We start from the raw sequence: 18,979 nt of genomic DNA on the forward strand, positions 1-18,979 counted from the left end.
CGGATCATGGTGAGGCGATTAGCATAAAATTTGACCCCTCAAAACTTTTCAAACAGCCTCTTAGACCGAAGAGTGTCAACCCCACAATCTCCTACCTGCTTTGCCACTCAATTTTTGGTGAGTATCTTCCAACAAAGCTGGAATATCTAACTTTTCTGGGCATCGAGGCAAACAGTCACCGCATTCTGTACAACGATCGCCTTTCATTCCAGGGAACCAGTGACCAGCATTTTCAAACATTCCGTAACGATATTGTCCATAGTCTTTCATCTCGTATGCCACTGCAAGATTACGTAACCGTAATATCTCTGGAATATTGATATTTTCTGGACAGGGCAAACAAGCATAACATTGGCTACATTTATCAGTTCCCAAAGCAAATTTTTGGTGATTTTCTAACCTGTGAAAAGCAGAAATTTCTGCTGATTTTAGCTCTCCATCATGGCCAGCAACTTGCAAAGGTTCTATTAATTCATCTGGGTTGGCTGGCCCTATACTCAAAGTATTAATACGGTTATCAGCAAGTAAAAAACGATAATTTAGCTCTAAGGGTGAATACGGGTAACACAGGTCTTTTAAGGTTTGAGGTGGCGTGTAAAGGCGTCCTCCCTTATCAGCAGGGGAAATAATGAAAATGCCCATATCCTTCTCGACAGCTAGTTGAATCGCTGGTGCGTGCCGTTGAAAAAAATAGTAATAATGCAGATTGACAAATTCAAATAAATCTGTATTAATTGCTGCCTCAATTAGCTCTAATGATCCGTGGCTGGAAAAACCAACGTGTCGGATTCGTCCATCAGCAACAGCTTCTTCTACAGCTTGCATACAGCCATTTTTGGCTTGCACCCACTCTAAATGTTGCCAAGTATTCAAACCATGAACGCCTAAGCAATCTAAATAATCTAGCTGTAATCGTTCTAGAGATTCGTCGATGCACCGACGCATGGTGTCAGCATCTGCTGTGGCTGAAATTTTGGTAGTGACATAAAGCCTCGTCCGGGGTACTGACAACCCAGCTTTTAGCGCCCTACCAAGATACTCCTCACTTTTGCCATAACCTCTGGCGGTTTCTAGATGATTAATTCCTAGCGCTAAGGCTTGTTCGATCGTCTGGTGAGCATTTTCAACAGAAGCCAAGTAGCGCATTGTTCCCAAAGAAAAAACCGAGAGGCGCAGATTCGTTTTCCCAAAGCGTCGGTATTGCATAAATTGAGTCCTGAGTAGTGAGTGCTGAGTAGAAAGATGATTAATATTGTTTGTACAAGAGTGAAAAGTTAAAAAGAAAGAATAAAGAATTTACTTTTTAGATTCTCTATTCTTTCTCAGCACTCAGCACTCAGCACTCAGCACTTTTTTAGCTGTCGCCATTACCAAAGCGCTTAATCAAATCTTCAGGACGGAGATTGGAAATAAATTCACGGAAAGCTTGCTGTTCGGCTTCATCGGCATCGCGGTCAACAGGGATAGAAGCATCGGCAATTACTTCTTCCATTACCCAAATGGGAGTATTTGTACGGAGGGCAATGGCGATCGCATCGCTAGGACGCGCGTCAATTTCCTTTTTGACTTCGCCTTGCTGGACAATTAAAGCTGCATAAAATGTATCCTTTTGCAGGGAATGAATAATTACCTTTTCTAGAGTCATGTTCCAAGCCTCTAGAATATTCACAATCAGGTCGTGGGTTAAGGGTCTGGGAGGCTTCTGATTCTCCAGTGCGCCCATAATTGCCCTAGCCTGTTCCTGACCGATGTAAATTGGCAAAGCCCGCCGATCTGAAGAATCTTTCAAAAGGACGATCGGGCTGCGGGTTATGGCATCTAATGCTATGCCAGCGACTTTCATTTCAATCATTGGCTAGGCCTCTACAATGCTTTGAGAACCTTTGATGCTGTGTAACAAATAGTACCCATTTTTGGGCGGTTTGACGACAGTAATAAACATAAGCATTCGTTCTCTATAATTGCTTCTATTAAACTCCGAACTTGTGGTGAAAACCAGAGTAAGTCAAATTGGTCTTCTTAGACAATAACCTTCTTACCCAAGTATGCCTTGTGAAGGATGCTAATGTGTTAATATTCCTATACGAAAAAAAGTCAGAAAATATACTTGGATGTTCGAGATTTATGTGACAATTACCAATTGATTTCAGCCAAATTTAGGCAATAAATAGAGATAGTTTGACAAAAAAGCCGTGTTTACAGGATTAATCCAAGCATTAGGAAAGATGGAACCCTTAGGGGGCGATTCTTGGCAAATTACTTGTGTCAGCCAATCGTGTGAAGTAATTATGCAAGATTTGGCTTATGGTGACAGTGTTGCAGTAGATGGTGTTTGCCTGACAGTGGAAAAAGTTTTAAAAGATGGGTTTATCGCCACCGCTTCACCAGAAACTCTCCGCCGCACGACTTTGGGAGGCGAGCAAACGCAACAGAGATATGTCAATTTAGAAGCGTCGCTAAGGGTGGGCAGCAAAGTTGGCGGTCATTTTGTGATGGGTCATGTAGACGGCATCGGTCAATTGCTAGTGGCAGAACAAACGGCTAGTTCTTGGGAAATGAGCTTTATTGCATCTGATGCGATCGCACGTTACATTGTCTCCAAAGGTAGCATTGCCGTCAATGGCATCAGCCTCACAGTAGCGGCTTATGATCCAGAACTATCCCAATTCAAAGTGGCGGTAATTCCCCTCACATACGCCGAGACAAATCTTCGCTACTTGGTTCCGGGGAGTTTGGTGAATCTAGAAGGGGATATTCTCGGCAAATACGTGGAAAAATTCCTTTATTCTGGCAACCCACACACCAAAGCTACTGATGAAACTAGTATAGATAGCATTACACCCGCATTCTTAGCAGAACACGGGTATTTGTAACTAAAAGAGTTAGGAGTTAGGAGTTAGGAGTTTTAAATTCATAACTCTTCACTCTTCACTCCTAACTTTCTTCTAGCTACCTGGTTTCTGGCTTACCTGAGTAGTTTGTAAGCCTAGTACTAACTGACTGAGACCGCTTTGTAACTGTACGCCTGGGTCAGTAGCAACCCACCCATTTGGTGACAGGTGACGGACTTCAAAGTGCAGGTGAGGACCTGTGGAGTTGCCTGTGCTGCCAACTCGACCGATAACAGTTCCAGGCTCTACCCACTGACCGGGTTGAACAAAGATTTCTGACATGTGACCGTAGAGGGTTTGTTGAGCCGATTTATGATTCAGGGTAACGGTTAAACCATAACCGCCCAACCAGTTAGCAGTCTCCACTTGACCAGCAGCAGCGGCCAAAACTGGTGTACCTGTGGGCGCACCCAAGTCTGTACCAGCATGGAAGCGTTGATTACCTGTGATTGGATGAACTCGCCAACCAAATACAGAAGTGATGGAAGCGGGAATAGACAGGGGATACATCATTCCCGTACCACTATATGCAACTCTCCCCGTATAGGGAATTTGCGGCAATACTGATGCTAGTGAGAAGTCATAAGCTACGTTGCTGGGGCGGGGTGCAATGTTGCCATCTGCCATTGGTGGTGGTAAAGTTCCGCCACTGGGTGCGATGGAAGTTGCACTTACTGTTGTGGGGCTGAATTCGCCGGGAGTGGGGATAAACCGATTAGGGCGAAATCCGCTCTTGGTGACACCGCTAGAACCACTTTGAGCAGCACGCCATCTGCTGGTGTTGCCAGTAGTTGCAACTTGCCGCACGGGTGGAACGTTTGCTAATTGGGCATTTTGACTTCTTTTGAGCCAATTAGGTGCTGCTTTACCATTAGAATCAGCTACACTCCTTTGAGGTACTTTGGCGCAAACGCCGCCTAATACACTTTGCCCTGAAGGCAAGATGGCTCTACAACCACTAGAACGTTCTGTGAGAATTACAGAATTTGGTGCTTGATAAGTACCTGTTGCACCACTGTCATAACTATTAGGATCAATATAGGCGTTATTATAATCCTTGGTTTTCCCCGCCGTTGCCCTAACAGTATTGTTCGAGTTGTTTGATGGTTGAGCAACTTCTGGGAGTTTTTCAGGTAAAGAGCGAACAGGAGTATTGGGTTTTTCCTGTCTCACCCTTGTAGGAGTAACCTGGGAGGCTTCTACCTTGGGCTTTGACTGTCTGATAATCACAACAGGTTCAGCAGCTTCAATTTTGGGTGTAGACTGCCTAACTGGCTCTTTTGATTGAGCAACCTCTGGCTGGCGTAATCTTTGTTTGAGTCTGGCTCGCCGTTGGGAAAATTCCGGTTGTGCTGGCGCGGCTTGGGGCGCAACAGTCTGCTTTTTAACTGGATTTGTAAATGCTGTTGGTTGGGAACTTTCAACAGTGGGAACGATGTTGTCTATTTGTGTTTCCGTTTGGGCAAACACGAAGCCGCCGCTGAGGAGGCTAACGCTACTCAGCCAGCAGAGGCTCTGGGCTGGTAGGGTTGAGGCAAAACGTTTTTTCGTCAAACCTTGCTGCCATAAGTAATGCAAACGATAAGGGGCAGAATTATTGCGCTGCGTCATTTGTTCTCTCAGTTGTGTGTAATTAGCCTAAAGAGATGATGCTAGTGGTTTGTCTTGCCCAAAGAGCGAAATTTTGAACAAACCTCAAATTTAAACGGAAGATTTATGGTACCCCAAACTGATTGTACCGGGTTCAATATAAATTTCCGGTGTAATTAGTTCCTTTGTATCATGTGTTTCTAAATCAACTCGTAAATTTCCTTGAGATGTCACCCCAACTACTGTACCTGAAAGATTATTGACATACACCCGATCGCCCATGTTTGTAAGCAAGTCTAAATAGCGAGACAAGAGTATGCTTACTCCTTCTTGACAAAGGCACTCCATACCGGATTCTATTCCCCGCAAGACGATAGAGGTTAGCATTTCCAGACAAGAAATTGGTTTGAAATCTTGGGATGTTTGCCACGATTCCAGATTTATTCCAGTTTCCGGTACTGGGTTTCTCCAGTTAATGCCAACACCAATTACTGCTTGGGTGATTTGTCCTCTGTTTACTTTGGTTTCTGTCAAAATGCCGCCTAGTTTGCGACCATTTAAAACCAAATCATTGGGCCATTTTATCCCAACATCTATACCGGATTGGCGCAATTGAGATGCAATTCCCCAAGCGGTGGCAAAAGTTAGCTGATAGCTGTCAGTCGCCTCTATTTTGTGATCAAAAGAAATCCCCACGGAAACATATAATCCGCCAACTGGAGAAATCCACTGGCGTCCCCATTGTCCCCGCCCAGCGGATTGCTGAGTTGCAATTACTACTGTTCCAGAAATAGCCCCTTGGTTGAGTAAATTCCAGAGGGTTTGGTTGGTTGAGGAGACGCTTTCAAAAAAGTGAAGGGAAAATGGTAAATATGTATACTGACGCCCTGCTTGCAAGGCTGCTTCCAAGTTTTGCAGATTAAATCCCACAGCAGTTAACCCAAATTCCGTTGTTCAAGTTAGCATTGATTGGCTGATGAGTGATTTCTGTTTAGGTTTGGTTGAAGATGCACACTTGGCACTGGCGCAATTGGGAAGGACTGCCTTATCTAACTTGTAGTATTCTGGAACATTGGCATCACGGCTTCTTTACCCAACAGTTTTGGCCGCGATCGCCACAAGTTATCACAGAAGTATTGCAACCAGAGGCATCAGTCTATCGCTTAAAGCAGGTTCATGGCAATACTGTTCTCACCCCCCAAGAAGTTGAAAGCTTCTTAAGCTCTGCTGAGGAGGATTTAGCGTCGGCGGATGGTTTAATGAGTGAGCAGCCTCTACAAGCGGTTTGGGTTGCTAGTGCAGATTGTACACCCGTGCTGATTGGGGATGTGCAAACTGGAAAGGTGGCAGCATTACACGCGGGTTGGCGGGGAACTGCCAAGAAGATTGTCCCCTTGGCGATCGCTCGACTACAATCTCAAGGCAGTAAACTCGATGATTTACGCATTGCTATGGGCCCTGCGATCGCTGGTGAGGTTTACCAAGTCTCGATTGAAGTGGCTGCGGAAATCGGGGCTAGCATTATACCACACGAAAGCGAAGAAAAAATTATCACTGTATTACATGAGTTACCAAATTCACCTTTGCAAGAAGACCCTAATCCTGGCAAGGTACGGTTGGATGTCCGGCGAGTGAATACCTTACAACTAGAAAATTTGGGGATTAGTGCAGAACAAATTGCGATCGCACCTTATTGTACTTTCCAAACTCCAGAGCATTTCTTTTCTTACCGCCGAGAGAAAGAGAAAAAAGTTCAATGGTCAGGTATTGTTAGCGGTAAATTGACACCCGATTCAAAGGTTGAAATTTCAGAATCGGTTTTTGACGCAGGGAGCTAATTGCTAAGACTAAAATACTGACGGTGATTGCTAAAATGGCATAACTCGGTAGGGCGAAAATAGTTACTTTTATAATGTATGGCAATTCCCCTGCTTTCACCTTCCAGTGCTTTGCTAGAGAGCCGATAAGCCAGCCATGAATTACCGCTGTTTGCACTGCTAGACAGCAAACTCCTGCTAACCAAACAGACATTCTTGTTCTAGAAAATTTACAATGCCTAATCTGATACAGCAAATCATTTAGCAAAAAAACAACAGCAGGTATTAACATCACAGAACTAGTTTGCTGTGAATAATTGATGGCAATACTCAAGCAAGAAACTAGTACCAATTCTGCTAGGTATATTTCCTTTGCCCAGGCTGTGAGAGATTGTTGCAAATACCAATACCAACCCACTAAACCAACAAGTATCAGAACAATTAAGTCTGAAAATAGCTTGGCAAAAAATGGATTATTGGGAAATAATCTTGGACCCACCACCTTCAAATCGATGCGACTAATCGAAAGATAGGGACTATTCGATGGCTCATTTAGCCAGAGTGAAAATCCATGAGATGCATCTGGTAGGAATTGTGTCAAAGAATTGCCTGTCAAGGCTAGACCTAAAAACACTAGAGCAGTTCCTGTGATAACAGATACAAAAACTAAAGAGAACCGTCTTTTAAGTAGAAAATACAGAATGAATAATGCAGCTAATGTTGGTTTACAAACAGCAATACCCAAGCAAATTCCTGCTGGAATATCCTGATTTTTTTTAGCCCAGATAAACATCCATAAAATCAAAACTGCAACGAAAATGGCAATATTACCAACTTGAAGATCCCGAACTAAACCATAAATCAATGCAACCGAGATTGTGCAAACAGTTCTTAGAGCTAGTGACTTCGACTCCAGCAGGATATTAGCTCCCCATAAGGCCAAACCGATTGCTAATATATGCATTCCAATCCAGATGCTAAATGCAGTACTGCTTGAAAAATAACCGACAAACCAAATAAGAGGAATAATATTAGGTGGATAGACAAAGGGTGGAATAAATCCACACGTATTAGTTAGGGTACAGAAGCTTTGATTAAAAATCTCGACATTAAAGGGACTCAAATGCTGATGAGCTAATTTACTCGCCACATAAAACCACTTAAAATCCCATAAGGGTGGATCTGGTTGATTTAGTAAATAAACTAGCCAACCTGTATAACAAAGGAATCTTGTAACGACTAATACAACACCTGCTTGAATCAGAAAGCTAACAATTGGTTGACGAAAAAATTGCATCAACCGTTGGATTACAGGGGATTTTAAAAATAAAGAATTTTTCCAGGCTATTTTTTCATCATCTAATCGCCAATTATTTTTGAGAACTAAAGCAACAACAGTTATTACAAGTAGGTTCCAAAAGCCAAAGCTGATCATTAGCAACAATTATTTATGTATCTTCTACATAATATCCCCGAAGTTTTTCGTAAGAAAGGATACTTAAGTATTTTCATAATCAATTTACAAAATTTTGACAATTACTCCTTTCTAACTATAAAACAATGTTTGAAAAATCTTAGAGTATAACAAAAACCCCGCTTATTGGGGTTTTGGTCTTAATTATTACAAAAAAGCTTGGCTCAATAACTCGCGGTGTATTAATGCCCTATCTACTAAAGATTTTATTTGCTCTGGTGATAACGGATCACCGTTAGCATAGTGCTCCATCCAAGTCAGACTAATTAAATTGGGGTCATCGGGTAAACTCGCCAAATCCCACCCAGGCATTTCCAAGTCTTCCATAAGACGATTTACCTTGGGGTCATAACTAAGAGCAAAACAGCGACAACCTTCAGCAGCAGCCATAATTAAGCTGTGCAAACGCATCCCAATTGCCATTTCGACACCGCGAAACACACCTTTTAAAAGTTGTGGTTCTTCCAGACATAAAATCTTGCTGACATCTTTAAGGTGTGGTTGAATAGCTTCGGCAATACTTAAATCTTCACTTTTTTGAAATGGTAGTAATAAAATAAAAGCCTGTGTAGCTTTTTGAAAGTCAACCAAAGCGCGAGTTAAATTTGCTAAACGTTTTTCTGTAAGTTGGGGATGCGATCGCAACGTTACCGCAACTCTCGGCGCTGGTAAATCCCAAAGTCCTGGAACTGGTTTAGATTCCAACGCCCAAACCGGGTCAGGAGCTATGATACAAGGAATCTGCCAATCAGATAATAAAGCCGCACTGGCGCGATCGCGGACACTGATTTTGGTACAATTACCAAAGGTTTGCCGTGCCAACCAACGAGTTTGCGGACGCACTAACGGGCCAATACCCTGCGCCCAAGCAACAGTTTTCAAACCCATTTTCTGCGCCAATGCCATCAGTCCCCCATAATAAAATGGGCTGATGGTACTGGTAACATCTTGAATGAGACTGCCACCGCCCCAAATCAAAGCATCACAAGAGCGTAAAGCTTGCAGTACAGCTAAAGGAGCCATGCGATCGCAAGTTTCTACATTGTAGCGATCGCGGGTTTCCTCTGGATTACCAGAAAGCACCACAGGCGTTACGTGAGATGGTAACATTTGCAAAAGCGTTGCCAATAAAGCTTCGTCACCACCATTACCTTTACCGTAATACCCAGACAATAACGCCCGCATCTTGACCATTTTGGATTTTAGATTAACAACTTTTTTTATACATAATATCTGTCGTTAATACAGATAGTAGACTCATTTACAAGCTCTATTTTCAAAGTTCGTAACAGAGGAAGATAGAAATACTCCCAACTATTGTACAGACGCGATTAATCGCGTCTCTCCTAACTCCTAACTTTCTTATGCACGTCTTATCGATTCCCACCTGGATTATTCATGTTTCTAGCGTTATTGAGTGGATTGTCGCCATTTGGTTAATCTGGACTTATGGCGAACTGACTAATAACCGCAATTGGTGGGGATTGTCCCTTGCCATGTTACCAGCTTTAGTCAGCGCCATGTGTGCCTGTACCTGGCATTATTTCGACAACGCCGAATCTCTAGAATGGATGGTAACGCTTCAAGCTACCATGACCTTAGTTGGTAATTTTACGCTTTGGGCAGCAGCGTATATGATTTGGCGTTCTACCAAATCTTCTAACACTGTTGAACCAGAACCTATCAAATCAGAGCAATGATTTCTAAAGAAACCCTGTTTGCACTTTCACTGTTTCCCTATTTGGGTTTCTTGTGGTTTATCAGCCGTAGTCCGCAAATGCCGCGTTTAGCGCTGTATGGATTTTACGGCACTCTCGTCTTTGTTGCCATCACCATCCCCGCCGGAATTTACGCCCAATTGCATTATGGCGAGTCTTTAGCCAATGTAGATTGGTTGCACGGTGGTGCAGAAGTATTTTTGACGCTTTCAAATATTTTGCTTGTGCTGGGTTTTGGACAAGCTGTACGGCAATTACAAATAAAAAATGAAAAATAGTAGATTCAGCTATAGCTAGCGTTTTGATTGCATTGAGTTTAGAGGAAAAGTTAAATGGACGTAATTCCAGCGATTGATTTACTAGAAGGTCACTGTGTGCGACTGTATCAGGGAGACTACGATCGCTCGCAAGTTTTTAGCGAAAATCCTGCTGATGTTGCCAAACAGTGGGTAGATGAAGGTGCTACCAGATTACATATAGTTGATTTGGATGGGGCCAAAGCAGGTAAAGTAGTAAACTTGGGGGCAATTGAAGCGATCGCACATGCGGTGTCAGTGCCCATTGAAATTGGTGGAGGATTGCGCGATCGCACCAGCGTGCAACAAGTATTCAATCTGGGTATACAGTGGGCAATTCTTGGCACTATCGCCGTAGAACAACCCCAGCTAGTACAAGAACTCTGTCAAGAATTTCCCGAACAAATTATCATCGGTATTGATGCCCGTAACGGCCTAGTAGCAACTCGCGGTTGGTTAGAAACCTCAGAAGTTTTAGCAACCCAATTAGCTGTACAAATGCAAGAATTGGGTGCAGCCGCCATAATTTACACAGATATCCACCGAGACGGTACACTGACAGGCCCGAATTTGGAAGCTTTGCGAGAACTTGCAGCGGCAATTTCCATCCCGATAATTGCCTCTGGCGGGGTAAGTTCTGTCACCGACTTGTTGAGTTTGTTGGCGTTAGAACCTCAAGGCGTGACTGGTGTGATTGTCGGACGTGCCTTGTATACTGGGGATATTTTACTCAAAGAAGCATTACGAGCGATCGGGCCTGGACGGATTCAGGATATTCCACCGAATCTAGATTTTTCTACCTTTGCTTGAGATTTGCTGTCAGACTTTACACGCCTACGCGGGTTTCCAATTTCTTAAGTCCGCGCAGGCGGTCTACCCTCCGGGTTCTCCAAAGGAGTGCGTTTGTGTAGCCGCGATTTCTAATCGCCAGGTATATTTGCTGATACCAATTTTAAAAAAGAATGGGACAAATAGACCATTTGTAGAGACGCGATTCATCGCGTCTTTACCCAAGGATGTGTTGCAATCATTAATTGAATTGGTATGAGATGCTCCCGAAAACTCTTCCTAGTCCCCATTCGCGGAGCGCCGTAGTCAGACATACCAGATATGGAACAATACAGTTCAGAATGAGCGACAAAACCCTGATGTAGAGACGCGATTTATCGCGTCTTAAAAGACCAATTATCCTTAACCCAAGCGTATTGCATTATGGAAAGTGGGAAAGCATAGCAACAAGGTTTTACTGATGGCAAAAAGCCAGAGTTTGGAACCAAATCCATGAAAAATCAAACAACTTCTCCTTGGACTTTCATCCCCACCTTATATTTCGCCTCCGGCATCCCTTACGTCATCATCAACACAGTTTCTGTAATCTTTTACAAAAAACTGGGAATAGATAATACGCAAATTGCCTTGTGGACAAGTTTTCTCTATCTGCCTTGGGTAATCAAAATGTTTTGGGGCCCAATTGTCGATATTTACTCTACCAAACGTCAATGGATACTTTATACCCAATTTGCCATGTTTGGTTGTTTAGGTTTGATAGCTTTCTCCTTACAACTGCCAAATTTCTTTTTCATTTCCCTCGCAACATTAACAATAGGAGCATTTATTTCTGCAACTTATGATATTGCCACAGATGGATTCTATTTGCTGGCTTTATCTCCAGAACAACAAGCCTTGTTTGTTGGCATCCGCTCACTATTTTATAGAATGGCTGTTATTTTTGGATCTGGAATATTAGTAGTTTTAGCAGGTCAGCTTGAAGTATCTCTCAACAACATTCCTTTAAGCTGGACTATAGCTATTGGTTTCTCAGCTTTAATTTTAGCAATCCTGTTTATTTCGCATCGCTTAATTTTACCCTTACCTGAATCAGATGAACAACGGCAAATAAAAACTAGAGAAAATATACCTTTCTGGTCAATTATTAGTTCATATTTTGCTCAGGATAAAATTATAAATATTTTAGCATTTATCTTGCTTTACAGACTTGGCGAAGCAATGCTTGTCAAGATAGCTTCTTTATTTTTATTAGACAAACCAGAAGTAGGGGGTTTAGGGCTATCTACATCAGATGTTGGATTAGTATACGGAACATTTGGGGTAATTTCCCTGATTTGCGGAGGGATATTAGGAGGTTTACTAATTTCCAAATATGGATTAAAAAAGTGTATTTTTCCTATGGCTTTAGCTTTGAACTTACCTGATATATTCTATGTGTATATGGCTTACAGCAAACCTTCACTAACATTAGTGTATCCCTTGGTTTCCTTAGAGCAATTTGGATATGGTTTTGGATTTACCGCTTTTAGTGTTTATTTAATGTATATTTGCCAAGGCGAATATAAAACTTCTCATTTTGCTATCTCCACTGGCATTATGGCTTTAGGAATGATGTTACCAGGTTTAATTAGCGGTTATCTGCAAAAAGTATTTGGCTATCCATTATTTTTTATTTTGGTTTGTTTGCTAACTATTCCTGGGATGATTGCTCTCTTTTTCATCCCTTTAAAAGAAGAACCCAAGCGTCAGAATAATTAACATAATTACAGATCATGAGTTATGTTTTGGGAATAGATGGCGGCGGTAGTAAGACTGTTTGTATTTTGATGGATGATTTGCATCAAATTCTAGGTCGTGGTGAAGCTGGCCCGTCTAACTATCAAAGTATAGGTATTGAAGCCACTCTACAATCTATTCAATCTGCAATTCACAACGCAGTTCAGGTAGAAATAATTGCAAATACTGTGAATATTGAAGCGATATGTTTGGGTTTAGCAGGTGTAGGTCGTACCGCAGATATCGAAGTAGTAAAAGGTCTAGTCCAAGAGTTACAGAATAACAAATATCTACCTATAAGTTGGACATTACAGCCAGCTAATATTGTCATTTGCAATGATGCTTTTATTGCTTTAATTGGTGGAATCGGTCAACCTGTAGGAATTGTGGTTGCAGTAGGTACTGGTTCAATAGTTTACGGGCGAAATCATCAGGGATATACCAAGCGAGTTGGCGGCTGGGGATATATTTTAGGAGATGAAGGTAGCGCTTATAAAATTGCTGTGGCTGGTATGAATGCAGCATTAAAATCTTATGATGGACGGGAGATGTCAACGAACTTGGTAGAGAGTTTCAAACAACATCTTGATTTGGAAAGTATAGAAGATTTAATAGAAGTAATATATCGGCGAGAATGGGGAGTTCAACAGATCGCAGCTTTAGCACCAATTGTAGATTTTGCAGCAGCTTCAGGTGATGTCTTAGCGAATATGATCATTGATGATGCTGTCAAAGAATTAGTGAAAGCTACATCTACAGTAATTGATGCAATTTTTAGTGCTGACTCCGTTTTAGAAGTAGTCACTACGGGGAGCGTGTGGCGCAGTAGATGCAAGATGTATGAGAGATTTACAGCGTCTCTTGTTAACAAGTTTCCTAAAGTAAATGTGATTCTTCCGAGGTACGAGCCTGCTTATGGTGCTGCTTTGTTGGCATTGCAAACAACTCAAAATTGATGCGAAGAAAGCAATAATAGGAGTTTTCAGTCGGCAAATATGCGCCCCAAGAAAGTTATGATTTCAGACCAAGCAGAGGTGCTAGCACTAGAATCATAACGATAACCGTCGTCGCGCATGAATGTATGTTCTGCTTCATACGAGACAACTTGATGAGGTATATTAGCACTCTCAATTGCTTTTATTATGGTTTGGCGATCGCTCTCTGGTATATGAGGGTCAAGAGTACCGAACACCATGAGCATCTCACCTTTGATTTCACTTACCCGCTGGATTGTATCGGCTACCTCCTTACCAAGTTTACCACTGGGAATACCAGTAGGGTAACAGCAGACAGAAGCCCGAATTTCGCTTTTAAATGCTGCGCGGAAAGCTAAATGTCCACCAATACAAAAGCCGAGAGTGCCTATTTGATTTGGAGAAACCGCACTCTCTGTTTTCAGAAATTCAATCACAGCAAGGCAATCGGCATCATATTCAGCTACCGAGGTTCTACGAGCATCGTCATTACCCCGCATCCTTCCCAGATCATCTGGCTCAATTACTGAACCAACTGGCTCAATTCGGTGAAAAATTTCTGGGGCTGCTAATACATAGCCGTATCCTGCTAAGTAGTTAGCTAGACGAATCATTGGATCACCTAACTGATAAATATCACTGTAGAAGACAATACCAGGGTATTTTCCTGCTGCTTTCGGAGCCGCTACATAAACACGCATTAAGCTGCCATCTACTCTTAACTCAACATTGCGCTTAGTGATTTGCACTTTTTTGTCTCCGTGTTACGCTTGCTGTCATTAGCTTCTACACTGTAGCGCCGCAACATCCGGTTACTTTCAACCTACAATTTGGCGTTTTTCTGCCATGATTGCGATCGCCTTAATACACCCATTAGCTTCGCAATGGTATTACTTTAAAACTCACACCAATTAGTAAAGGGGATAGATGACATTCGCTTGTGGCGAAGCACCCATCCCCGAATAGCTGCCCAGATGATCAACCTGGAATCCTATAGTCCGGTATCTAATAATTTGAGTATCGGCCGAGATATGCCGATTGTCACTGGGATACATACGGATTTAGAAGATATCTGCGAAAAGAGGGTAAGGATAACTATTACTCAACTAACTCAAAATTCCTGGGTGAGAGCGGGGAGGGGAACTAAAACAAAACATTACTGGAGGCTTAAGCCTCTAAAAAAGCTTTCATCTCTGGACTGTTCGCGTAGCTTCTCCCAAGGAGAGACGCTACAGGGTTTTTAGCATTTTCCTTATCGAAACAGAATTCAGGAGTCAGGAGCCAGAATTCAGTTGAGCATTTTGTGCGACTGGTGGATAGCGCAGCGTTAGCGAGTCCACGTTCGCGTAGCGTCTCGTAGAGAGCGTCTTCATTCTGACTCCTGAATTCTGACTCCTGAATTCTTCTTCAAAAGTCATTTGTACAGTTCGTAATTCCTAGAATTTTTGAGCATTTTCCCACTACACACCCGTCCCCATGTCCTTTTTTCACCCCCCGCATCGCCAACAGCGCCGTCCCGTAGGCAGCTTCTGTATAAACTGACGCTACTACCGGAACCTGCAAATTACGCGCCCTAATTGCAGTCCAAGTATCATTCGCCGCGCCACCACCAGCAGTATAAACACGGCTCACCTTGTCTGCACCCATTTGCTGTAATAATTCATATCCTCGCGCTTCTATGCGGGTAATACTTTCTAACAATCCATGCAGAAATTCCACTGGATGATCTGGGCGTGGTTCCAATCGTGGGGGTAGATTGGGATCATTAATGGGAAAGCGATCGCCTGCTTTCAACAATGGATAATAATCTAACTCACTGGCTTTTGATGGATCAATCTCACCACTAAGGCTGGCTAACTCAGCGCTGGTGAAAAATTGCTTAAGTACTGCACCTCCAGTATTAGAAGCACCACCAGTCAGCCACAGATTACCCAAACGATGGCTATAAATCCCGTATTTAACATCTTCTACACGGGTACGACTTAACAACTTTAGTACCAATGTTGAACCAAGGGAAGTTACGGCTTCACCAGGTAATTTTGCCCCACTGGCGAGAAAAGCGGCAATACTATCTGTTGTCCCAGCACATACCAAACAATCACTACGTAAACCGAACTTATCTGCAATTTCAGGCTGTAATTCTGCAATCGGAGTCCCAGGAGGTAAAACTTTGGGTAGCTGAATCGGTATTTGCAGCAATTCTAGCCATTCTGGGTATTTCAACTCTTCCACGTCATAACCCAGCTTTAAAGCATTGTGGTAATCACTAATACCTAAATACCCATGTAGGAGAAACGCCAGCCAATCTGCTTGATGTAGGAAATATCTAGCTTCACTAAAAGTAGGTAATTGCCTCATCCACATTAGTTTGGCTAGGCTGGAGGTGGCACTCAATACGGTATGATTGGGGGGTACTATGCTTCTCAAATCCTCTGTTACCAATGATCCCCGTGCATCGTTATACAGCAGTGGTGCATCTACAGGATTGCCAACAGCATCAACCAGCAAGACGGTGGAAGAAGTACCGTTAATTGCGATCGCTTTAATTTCTCGCCGCAATTCTTCAGGTATTAGTTCCACCAGCGCAAACAAAGCCTCCTGCCAAAAACTTGGCGTAACAGCGTCTCCTGAGTCCTGGAAGGGATATCGCACCTCAGCCTGGATAGAAGAAGCTTCCTCGTCAATTACTATGCCGCGTGCGCCAGAGGTGCCGAAGTCGATACCCAAATACAAATTCATATTTTTATAAATTTTTCTCAGGTCGAATAACTAATGACTACTGATTAATAACTGCTTTTGTTGCATCTTGTTACAAGATATTCCACAATTTTGGCAAAACAAGGAAAAGTAGTAAACGAACTGTTCAAAATCTATTCTGGTTAGGAGGTTTTCAGCCATGCCTATCTTAGATACTCTGTACATCGCTCAGATATCTTCCATCTCAGATACTCAAGTCTACATCGCTCTAGTTGTGGCGCTGATCCCAGGAGTTCTAGCTTGGCGATTAGCCACAGAACTTTACAAATAACGTTCCGATGTGACACAGTTGAAAAGCTAATAATCCTGGCAGTACGGGGTGCAATTTCTACACCTTGTGGTTTTATACCATAAGTAGCTAGAAACCTTGCACTTACGTAAGCCAGGTTATTTTTTAACTAGTGCAACACTTGTAGCTATTTCAAAAAAATGAAGTAATATGACAGCTAAATCAAGCATTCAGGAGTGCTGAGTGCTAATTCAGTTCCGAGTACGGAGTGCTGTTAGCGGTAGCGGGGCGTTGAGCCAGTGCTGAGTAAGATTCCCCACTCAGCACTCAGCACTCAAAACTCAGCACTCTTGATAGTGCTTCCCTTCACTAAGCGAGGTTATCTTTTAGCATCATGAACGCGATTCAACCGTCCAGACCACCGTCACAACCTATACAAAAACGCCGGGTCATCCCTCGACCAAAGCGGCATCTTCGTCAACGTTCTTACCAGATGATGGCACTGGAAAGCACAGCCAAAATAGCGGTTAATCTTGTGATTACAGCCGTTGCGGCGTCTGCTTTAGCACAACTTCTGCCTTATCATTGGTCACAGCAAGGAAAGTTGCGAGAAATTGGTACTGAAGTCAAGTTAATGGAAGGGCACGTCAATGGTTTACAGGCGGAATTTAGCCGCAACTTCGATCCTCAGCAAGCTAAAAGTATTAGACAACAACAAGGATATCGATTTGATCCCAGTCAGCGTCGTGTGGTCTTGATGAATCCGGATCGCCGAGAAAATGAACAAACAGAGTCATTACCCTAAGACAAATAGCGAATTTAGGATTATTTCGGTTTCTTGTGATTCAGGCTACGTATAAACCGGGTGTTAATTTATATTATTGCTAATAAATAATGGTTAATAGCTAATTTTTGAATAGCTATGTGGTTATCATCTATTAGTCATTAGCGATACAGCGTCACTAAACTATAATTCAAAATTTAATCAATTATTTTGAATTTTGAATCCCCCAGAAGGACTAATCTACCAACTAGGACGCTGATTCAGATAGCAACTCGTTTAGCCAATTTTCGAGTTGTAAACGCAAGCGACAACCAGTAATATCCTTACTGTTGTTGAGAGAGGGCAGTTGAGTGAGGGCGCGACGATAATCAGCGATCGCACAATTCCAGTCGCCCCAAAGATGGTAAGTTCTGCCGCGTTCAGCCCAAATATGACCTTCTAGTTGACCGAAAAGCAGTACTACCTCAAAATTCTCAATTGCCTCCTCATATTGCCCCAAATCACGCCAGGTAATGCCCCGATTAATCCACGCCCGGACATGGCGAGGATTCAAATCAATGGCTTGATCGTAGTCGGCAAGTGCTACTGCTAATTCTCCACAAGCCGCGTAGTAATTTGCCCGATTATTATAAGCACTAGCCAAAGCAGGATTAAGTTTGAGGGCGGTATTATAGTCGCAAAGCGCTTTTTGCATTTCGCCACTTTGAAAATAAATTAGTCCCCGGTTGTTGTAATCAATGGCATTGTGGGGATGGCGAGAAATTAGTTGGGTTAAAAGTGCGATCGCCTCAGTATAATCTCCTTGTTGAGCCAACCTCAAAGCACAAGAGCGGAAGTAGCTATCCTCTAAAGTCAATTCGCTGCGATCGTTTTTCCCCTGCTCTTGGAATTTATTTGTACTATTTAAAACATATTTATATTGCTTGCTTTGCTGGTCATCGTCAGCTAAAAATGAGTTAATATTCATCTTTCCCTGCCTGAAATCCCTGCTTTGTGAAATAAAATTCTAGTTTTTTCCGGTAGTGATTTTACCACGGTGTCTATATTCTCAAGGTATTTATGGTTACTTGAAAGCCATCCCAAGACTGAATTTTAACTACTCACACCAGTAGAAATCTATGCCCAAAAGAAGCGATCGCTCCTCAACCCTAATCATGGATACTTGATCCCGAAGGTGAATTCCAGAAATGGCAGATGTTAATCTCAAAGACTAGTCAAGTAGTGAGAGCGACAAATTGGTAGAATGCCAACAAGCCGTTCGTTAGAGAGGGGAATGGGGAATGGGGACTGGGGACTAGGAAAGAATTCTTTTGATTCCAATACACCCAATCCCTAATCCCCAATCCTCAATCCCTAATCCCTAATCCCCAATCCCCAATCCCCACTCTCTGCATTTTATTTTTGAGAAATTTTCCGATGACAACTGCAATTTCTTATCCCAATGCCCCAGATTTAGCAACCGATGATTACATTGTTATCGGCTTGGCAACCTGCTTCGTCAAAGAAGATGGAGAAGTTTATCAAATCGAAGTTATAGAACCAATTCCCTCTGCGGCTTTGGAAGCGCTGTTAAAGGGCATTCCTACCTCCTATAAGCTGGCTCATGCAACAACTTTGGGATCTTTGCTGGATGGCGATTCACAACTCCTGCCAGAGGGCTTCCCAGAGTCGGCTCAGTTTGGAGAGGAATTTGTGCCACGGGCATTTGCAGCGGCTCGTACCTACAAGCGTCGTGAATCTGCAAAATCTTTAATTCCCTTAGGTACAAACTACACTGAATTCAAGTATTCTATTGAGCGCAAGCGGGTATTAAATGCCGCTAGAGTTGTCACCAAAGAAGACAACATTAAACAGCATTCTCACACTCACAAAGTTCTTTAAATA

The 18,979-nt window shown here is 42.7% G+C and carries 19 protein-coding genes; 10 read left to right on the forward strand and 9 right to left on the reverse strand.

Annotation, left to right across the window (positions count from 1 at the left end):
• Positions 1-75 precede the first annotated feature (75 nt).
• Both ABF638_RS22835 and ABF638_RS22840 read right to left on the reverse strand, forming a co-directional pair.
• A complete protein-coding gene (locus ABF638_RS22835; RefSeq protein WP_435025259.1) occupies positions 76-1,206 on the reverse strand; it encodes an aldo/keto reductase in 1,131 nt (376 codons plus the stop codon).
• A gap of 148 nt (positions 1,207-1,354) precedes the next feature.
• A complete protein-coding gene (locus ABF638_RS22840) occupies positions 1,355-1,852 on the reverse strand; it encodes a bifunctional nuclease family protein (RefSeq protein WP_069072850.1) in 498 nt (165 codons plus the stop codon).
• Between the two features lie 340 nt (positions 1,853-2,192).
• On the opposite strand from ABF638_RS22840, the gene ABF638_RS22845 reads away from it, so the two are divergent.
• Complete coding sequence (locus tag ABF638_RS22845) at positions 2,193-2,873, forward strand: riboflavin synthase (RefSeq protein ID WP_435025260.1); 681 nt, start codon at positions 2,193-2,195, stop codon at positions 2,871-2,873.
• Between the two features lie 72 nt (positions 2,874-2,945).
• On the opposite strand, the gene ABF638_RS22850 is transcribed toward ABF638_RS22845, so the two are convergent.
• Both ABF638_RS22850 and ABF638_RS22855 read right to left on the reverse strand, forming a co-directional pair.
• Positions 2,946-4,502, reverse strand: a complete 1,557-nt coding sequence (locus tag ABF638_RS22850) for a peptidoglycan DD-metalloendopeptidase family protein (protein WP_435025261.1) — start codon at positions 4,500-4,502, stop codon at positions 2,946-2,948.
• Positions 4,503-4,592: 90 nt separating this feature from the next.
• Entirely contained in the window at positions 4,593-5,411 is an 819-nt protein-coding gene (locus ABF638_RS22855; RefSeq protein WP_420759792.1) for a biotin--[acetyl-CoA-carboxylase] ligase, read from the reverse strand.
• A 77-nt stretch (positions 5,412-5,488) separates the two neighbouring features.
• On the opposite strand from ABF638_RS22855, the gene pgeF reads away from it, so the two are divergent.
• The gene (pgeF, locus tag ABF638_RS22860; RefSeq protein WP_435025262.1) at positions 5,489-6,319 is read left to right on the forward strand and encodes a peptidoglycan editing factor PgeF; all 831 of its coding nucleotides are present in this window, start codon (positions 5,489-5,491) and stop codon (positions 6,317-6,319) included.
• On the opposite strand, the gene ABF638_RS22865 is transcribed toward pgeF, so the two are convergent.
• Positions 6,252-7,733 (reverse strand): glycosyltransferase family 87 protein, encoded by a 1,482-nt coding sequence (locus ABF638_RS22865; RefSeq protein WP_435025283.1) that lies wholly within the window; start codon positions 7,731-7,733, stop codon positions 6,252-6,254. The genes pgeF and ABF638_RS22865 overlap by 68 nt on opposite strands.
• A 186-nt stretch (positions 7,734-7,919) precedes the next feature.
• Positions 7,920-8,966 carry a polysaccharide pyruvyl transferase CsaB gene (csaB, locus tag ABF638_RS22870; protein WP_435025263.1) on the reverse strand — a complete coding sequence of 349 codons (1,047 nt, stop codon included), beginning with the start codon at positions 8,964-8,966 and terminating at the stop codon, positions 7,920-7,922.
• A 170-nt stretch (positions 8,967-9,136) separates the two neighbouring features.
• Between csaB and ABF638_RS22875 the strand changes: the two genes are divergently transcribed.
• From ABF638_RS22875 to ABF638_RS22895, 5 genes are all read left to right on the forward strand, one after another.
• Entirely contained in the window at positions 9,137-9,472 is a 336-nt protein-coding gene (locus ABF638_RS22875; RefSeq protein WP_435025264.1) for a DUF2499 domain-containing protein, read from the forward strand.
• Positions 9,469-9,768, forward strand: coding sequence for a DUF3593 domain-containing protein (locus tag ABF638_RS22880; RefSeq protein ID WP_069072857.1), 300 nt, complete (start codon positions 9,469-9,471; stop codon positions 9,766-9,768). The genes ABF638_RS22875 and ABF638_RS22880 overlap by 4 nt, the downstream gene beginning before the upstream one ends.
• A 54-nt stretch (positions 9,769-9,822) precedes the next feature.
• Complete coding sequence (gene hisA, locus ABF638_RS22885; protein WP_420759794.1) at positions 9,823-10,596, forward strand: 1-(5-phosphoribosyl)-5-[(5-phosphoribosylamino)methylideneamino]imidazole-4-carboxamide isomerase; 774 nt, start codon at positions 9,823-9,825, stop codon at positions 10,594-10,596.
• Between the two features lie 471 nt (positions 10,597-11,067).
• Positions 11,068-12,333, forward strand: coding sequence for an MFS transporter (locus tag ABF638_RS22890; protein ID WP_435025265.1), 1,266 nt, complete (start codon positions 11,068-11,070; stop codon positions 12,331-12,333).
• A 14-nt stretch (positions 12,334-12,347) separates the two neighbouring features.
• Complete coding sequence (locus ABF638_RS22895) at positions 12,348-13,307, forward strand: N-acetylglucosamine kinase (RefSeq protein ID WP_435025266.1); 960 nt, start codon at positions 12,348-12,350, stop codon at positions 13,305-13,307.
• A 26-nt stretch (positions 13,308-13,333) separates the two neighbouring features.
• Here ABF638_RS22895 and ABF638_RS22900 read toward each other — a convergent pair whose 3' ends face one another.
• Together ABF638_RS22900 and ABF638_RS22905 are read right to left on the reverse strand one after the other, a co-directional pair.
• Entirely contained in the window at positions 13,334-14,074 is a 741-nt protein-coding gene (locus tag ABF638_RS22900; protein ID WP_435025267.1) for a dienelactone hydrolase family protein, read from the reverse strand.
• A gap of 658 nt (positions 14,075-14,732) precedes the next feature.
• Entirely contained in the window at positions 14,733-16,064 is a 1,332-nt protein-coding gene (locus ABF638_RS22905) for an FGGY-family carbohydrate kinase (protein WP_435025268.1), read from the reverse strand.
• 199 nt (positions 16,065-16,263) lie between these two features.
• On the opposite strand from ABF638_RS22905, the gene psaM reads away from it, so the two are divergent.
• Positions 16,264-16,353 carry a photosystem I reaction center subunit XII gene (gene psaM / locus ABF638_RS22910; RefSeq protein ID WP_040630342.1) on the forward strand — a complete coding sequence of 30 codons (90 nt, stop codon included), beginning with the start codon at positions 16,264-16,266 and terminating at the stop codon, positions 16,351-16,353.
• Positions 16,354-16,705: 352 nt separating this feature from the next.
• On the forward strand, positions 16,706-17,116 hold the full coding sequence (locus ABF638_RS22915; RefSeq protein WP_069072861.1) for a hypothetical protein: 411 nt from the start codon (positions 16,706-16,708) through the stop codon (positions 17,114-17,116).
• A 226-nt stretch (positions 17,117-17,342) separates the two neighbouring features.
• Here the strand turns inward: ABF638_RS22915 and ABF638_RS22920 are convergent, their stop codons facing one another.
• Positions 17,343-18,062: a tetratricopeptide repeat protein gene (locus ABF638_RS22920; protein WP_435025269.1), complete on the reverse strand. Its 720-nt coding sequence runs from the start codon at positions 18,060-18,062 to the stop codon at positions 17,343-17,345.
• 449 nt (positions 18,063-18,511) lie between these two features.
• Here ABF638_RS22920 and ABF638_RS22925 point away from each other — a divergent pair, with 449 nt between their 5' ends.
• On the forward strand, positions 18,512-18,976 hold the full coding sequence (locus ABF638_RS22925; RefSeq protein ID WP_435025270.1) for a hypothetical protein: 465 nt from the start codon (positions 18,512-18,514) through the stop codon (positions 18,974-18,976).
• The last annotated feature ends 3 nt before the right edge of the window (positions 18,977-18,979 follow it).

Source organism: Nostoc sp. CALU 1950, from assembly GCF_051172895.1.
In the GTDB taxonomy this organism is placed as follows: Bacteria; Cyanobacteriota; Cyanobacteriia; order Cyanobacteriales; family Nostocaceae; genus Nostoc; species Nostoc edaphicum_A.

Bases quoted from the DNA above. Each gene is read 5' to 3' on its own strand.
- ABF638_RS22835 (WP_435025259.1), bottom strand. From the start codon at position 1,206: ATGCAATACCGACGCTTTGGGAAAACGAATCTGCGCCTCTCGGTTTTT.
- ABF638_RS22840 (WP_069072850.1), bottom strand. From the start codon at position 1,852: ATGATTGAAATGAAAGTCGCTGGCATAGCATTAGATGCCATAACCCGC.
- ABF638_RS22850 (WP_435025261.1), bottom strand. From the start codon at position 4,502: ATGACGCAGCGCAATAATTCTGCCCCTTATCGTTTGCATTACTTATGG.
- pgeF (WP_435025262.1), top strand. From the start codon at position 5,489: ATGCACACTTGGCACTGGCGCAATTGGGAAGGACTGCCTTATCTAACT.
- ABF638_RS22865 (WP_435025283.1), bottom strand. From the start codon at position 7,733: ATGATCAGCTTTGGCTTTTGGAACCTACTTGTAATAACTGTTGTTGCT.
- csaB (WP_435025263.1), bottom strand. From the start codon at position 8,966: ATGGTCAAGATGCGGGCGTTATTGTCTGGGTATTACGGTAAAGGTAAT.
- ABF638_RS22875 (WP_435025264.1), top strand. From the start codon at position 9,137: ATGCACGTCTTATCGATTCCCACCTGGATTATTCATGTTTCTAGCGTT.
- ABF638_RS22880 (WP_069072857.1), top strand. From the start codon at position 9,469: ATGATTTCTAAAGAAACCCTGTTTGCACTTTCACTGTTTCCCTATTTG.
- hisA (WP_420759794.1), top strand. From the start codon at position 9,823: ATGGACGTAATTCCAGCGATTGATTTACTAGAAGGTCACTGTGTGCGA.
- ABF638_RS22890 (WP_435025265.1), top strand. From the start codon at position 11,068: ATGAAAAATCAAACAACTTCTCCTTGGACTTTCATCCCCACCTTATAT.
- ABF638_RS22895 (WP_435025266.1), top strand. From the start codon at position 12,348: ATGAGTTATGTTTTGGGAATAGATGGCGGCGGTAGTAAGACTGTTTGT.
- ABF638_RS22905 (WP_435025268.1), bottom strand. From the start codon at position 16,064: ATGAATTTGTATTTGGGTATCGACTTCGGCACCTCTGGCGCACGCGGC.
- ABF638_RS22915 (WP_069072861.1), top strand. From the start codon at position 16,706: ATGAACGCGATTCAACCGTCCAGACCACCGTCACAACCTATACAAAAA.
- ABF638_RS22920 (WP_435025269.1), bottom strand. From the start codon at position 18,062: ATGAATATTAACTCATTTTTAGCTGACGATGACCAGCAAAGCAAGCAA.
- ABF638_RS22925 (WP_435025270.1), top strand. From the start codon at position 18,512: ATGACAACTGCAATTTCTTATCCCAATGCCCCAGATTTAGCAACCGAT.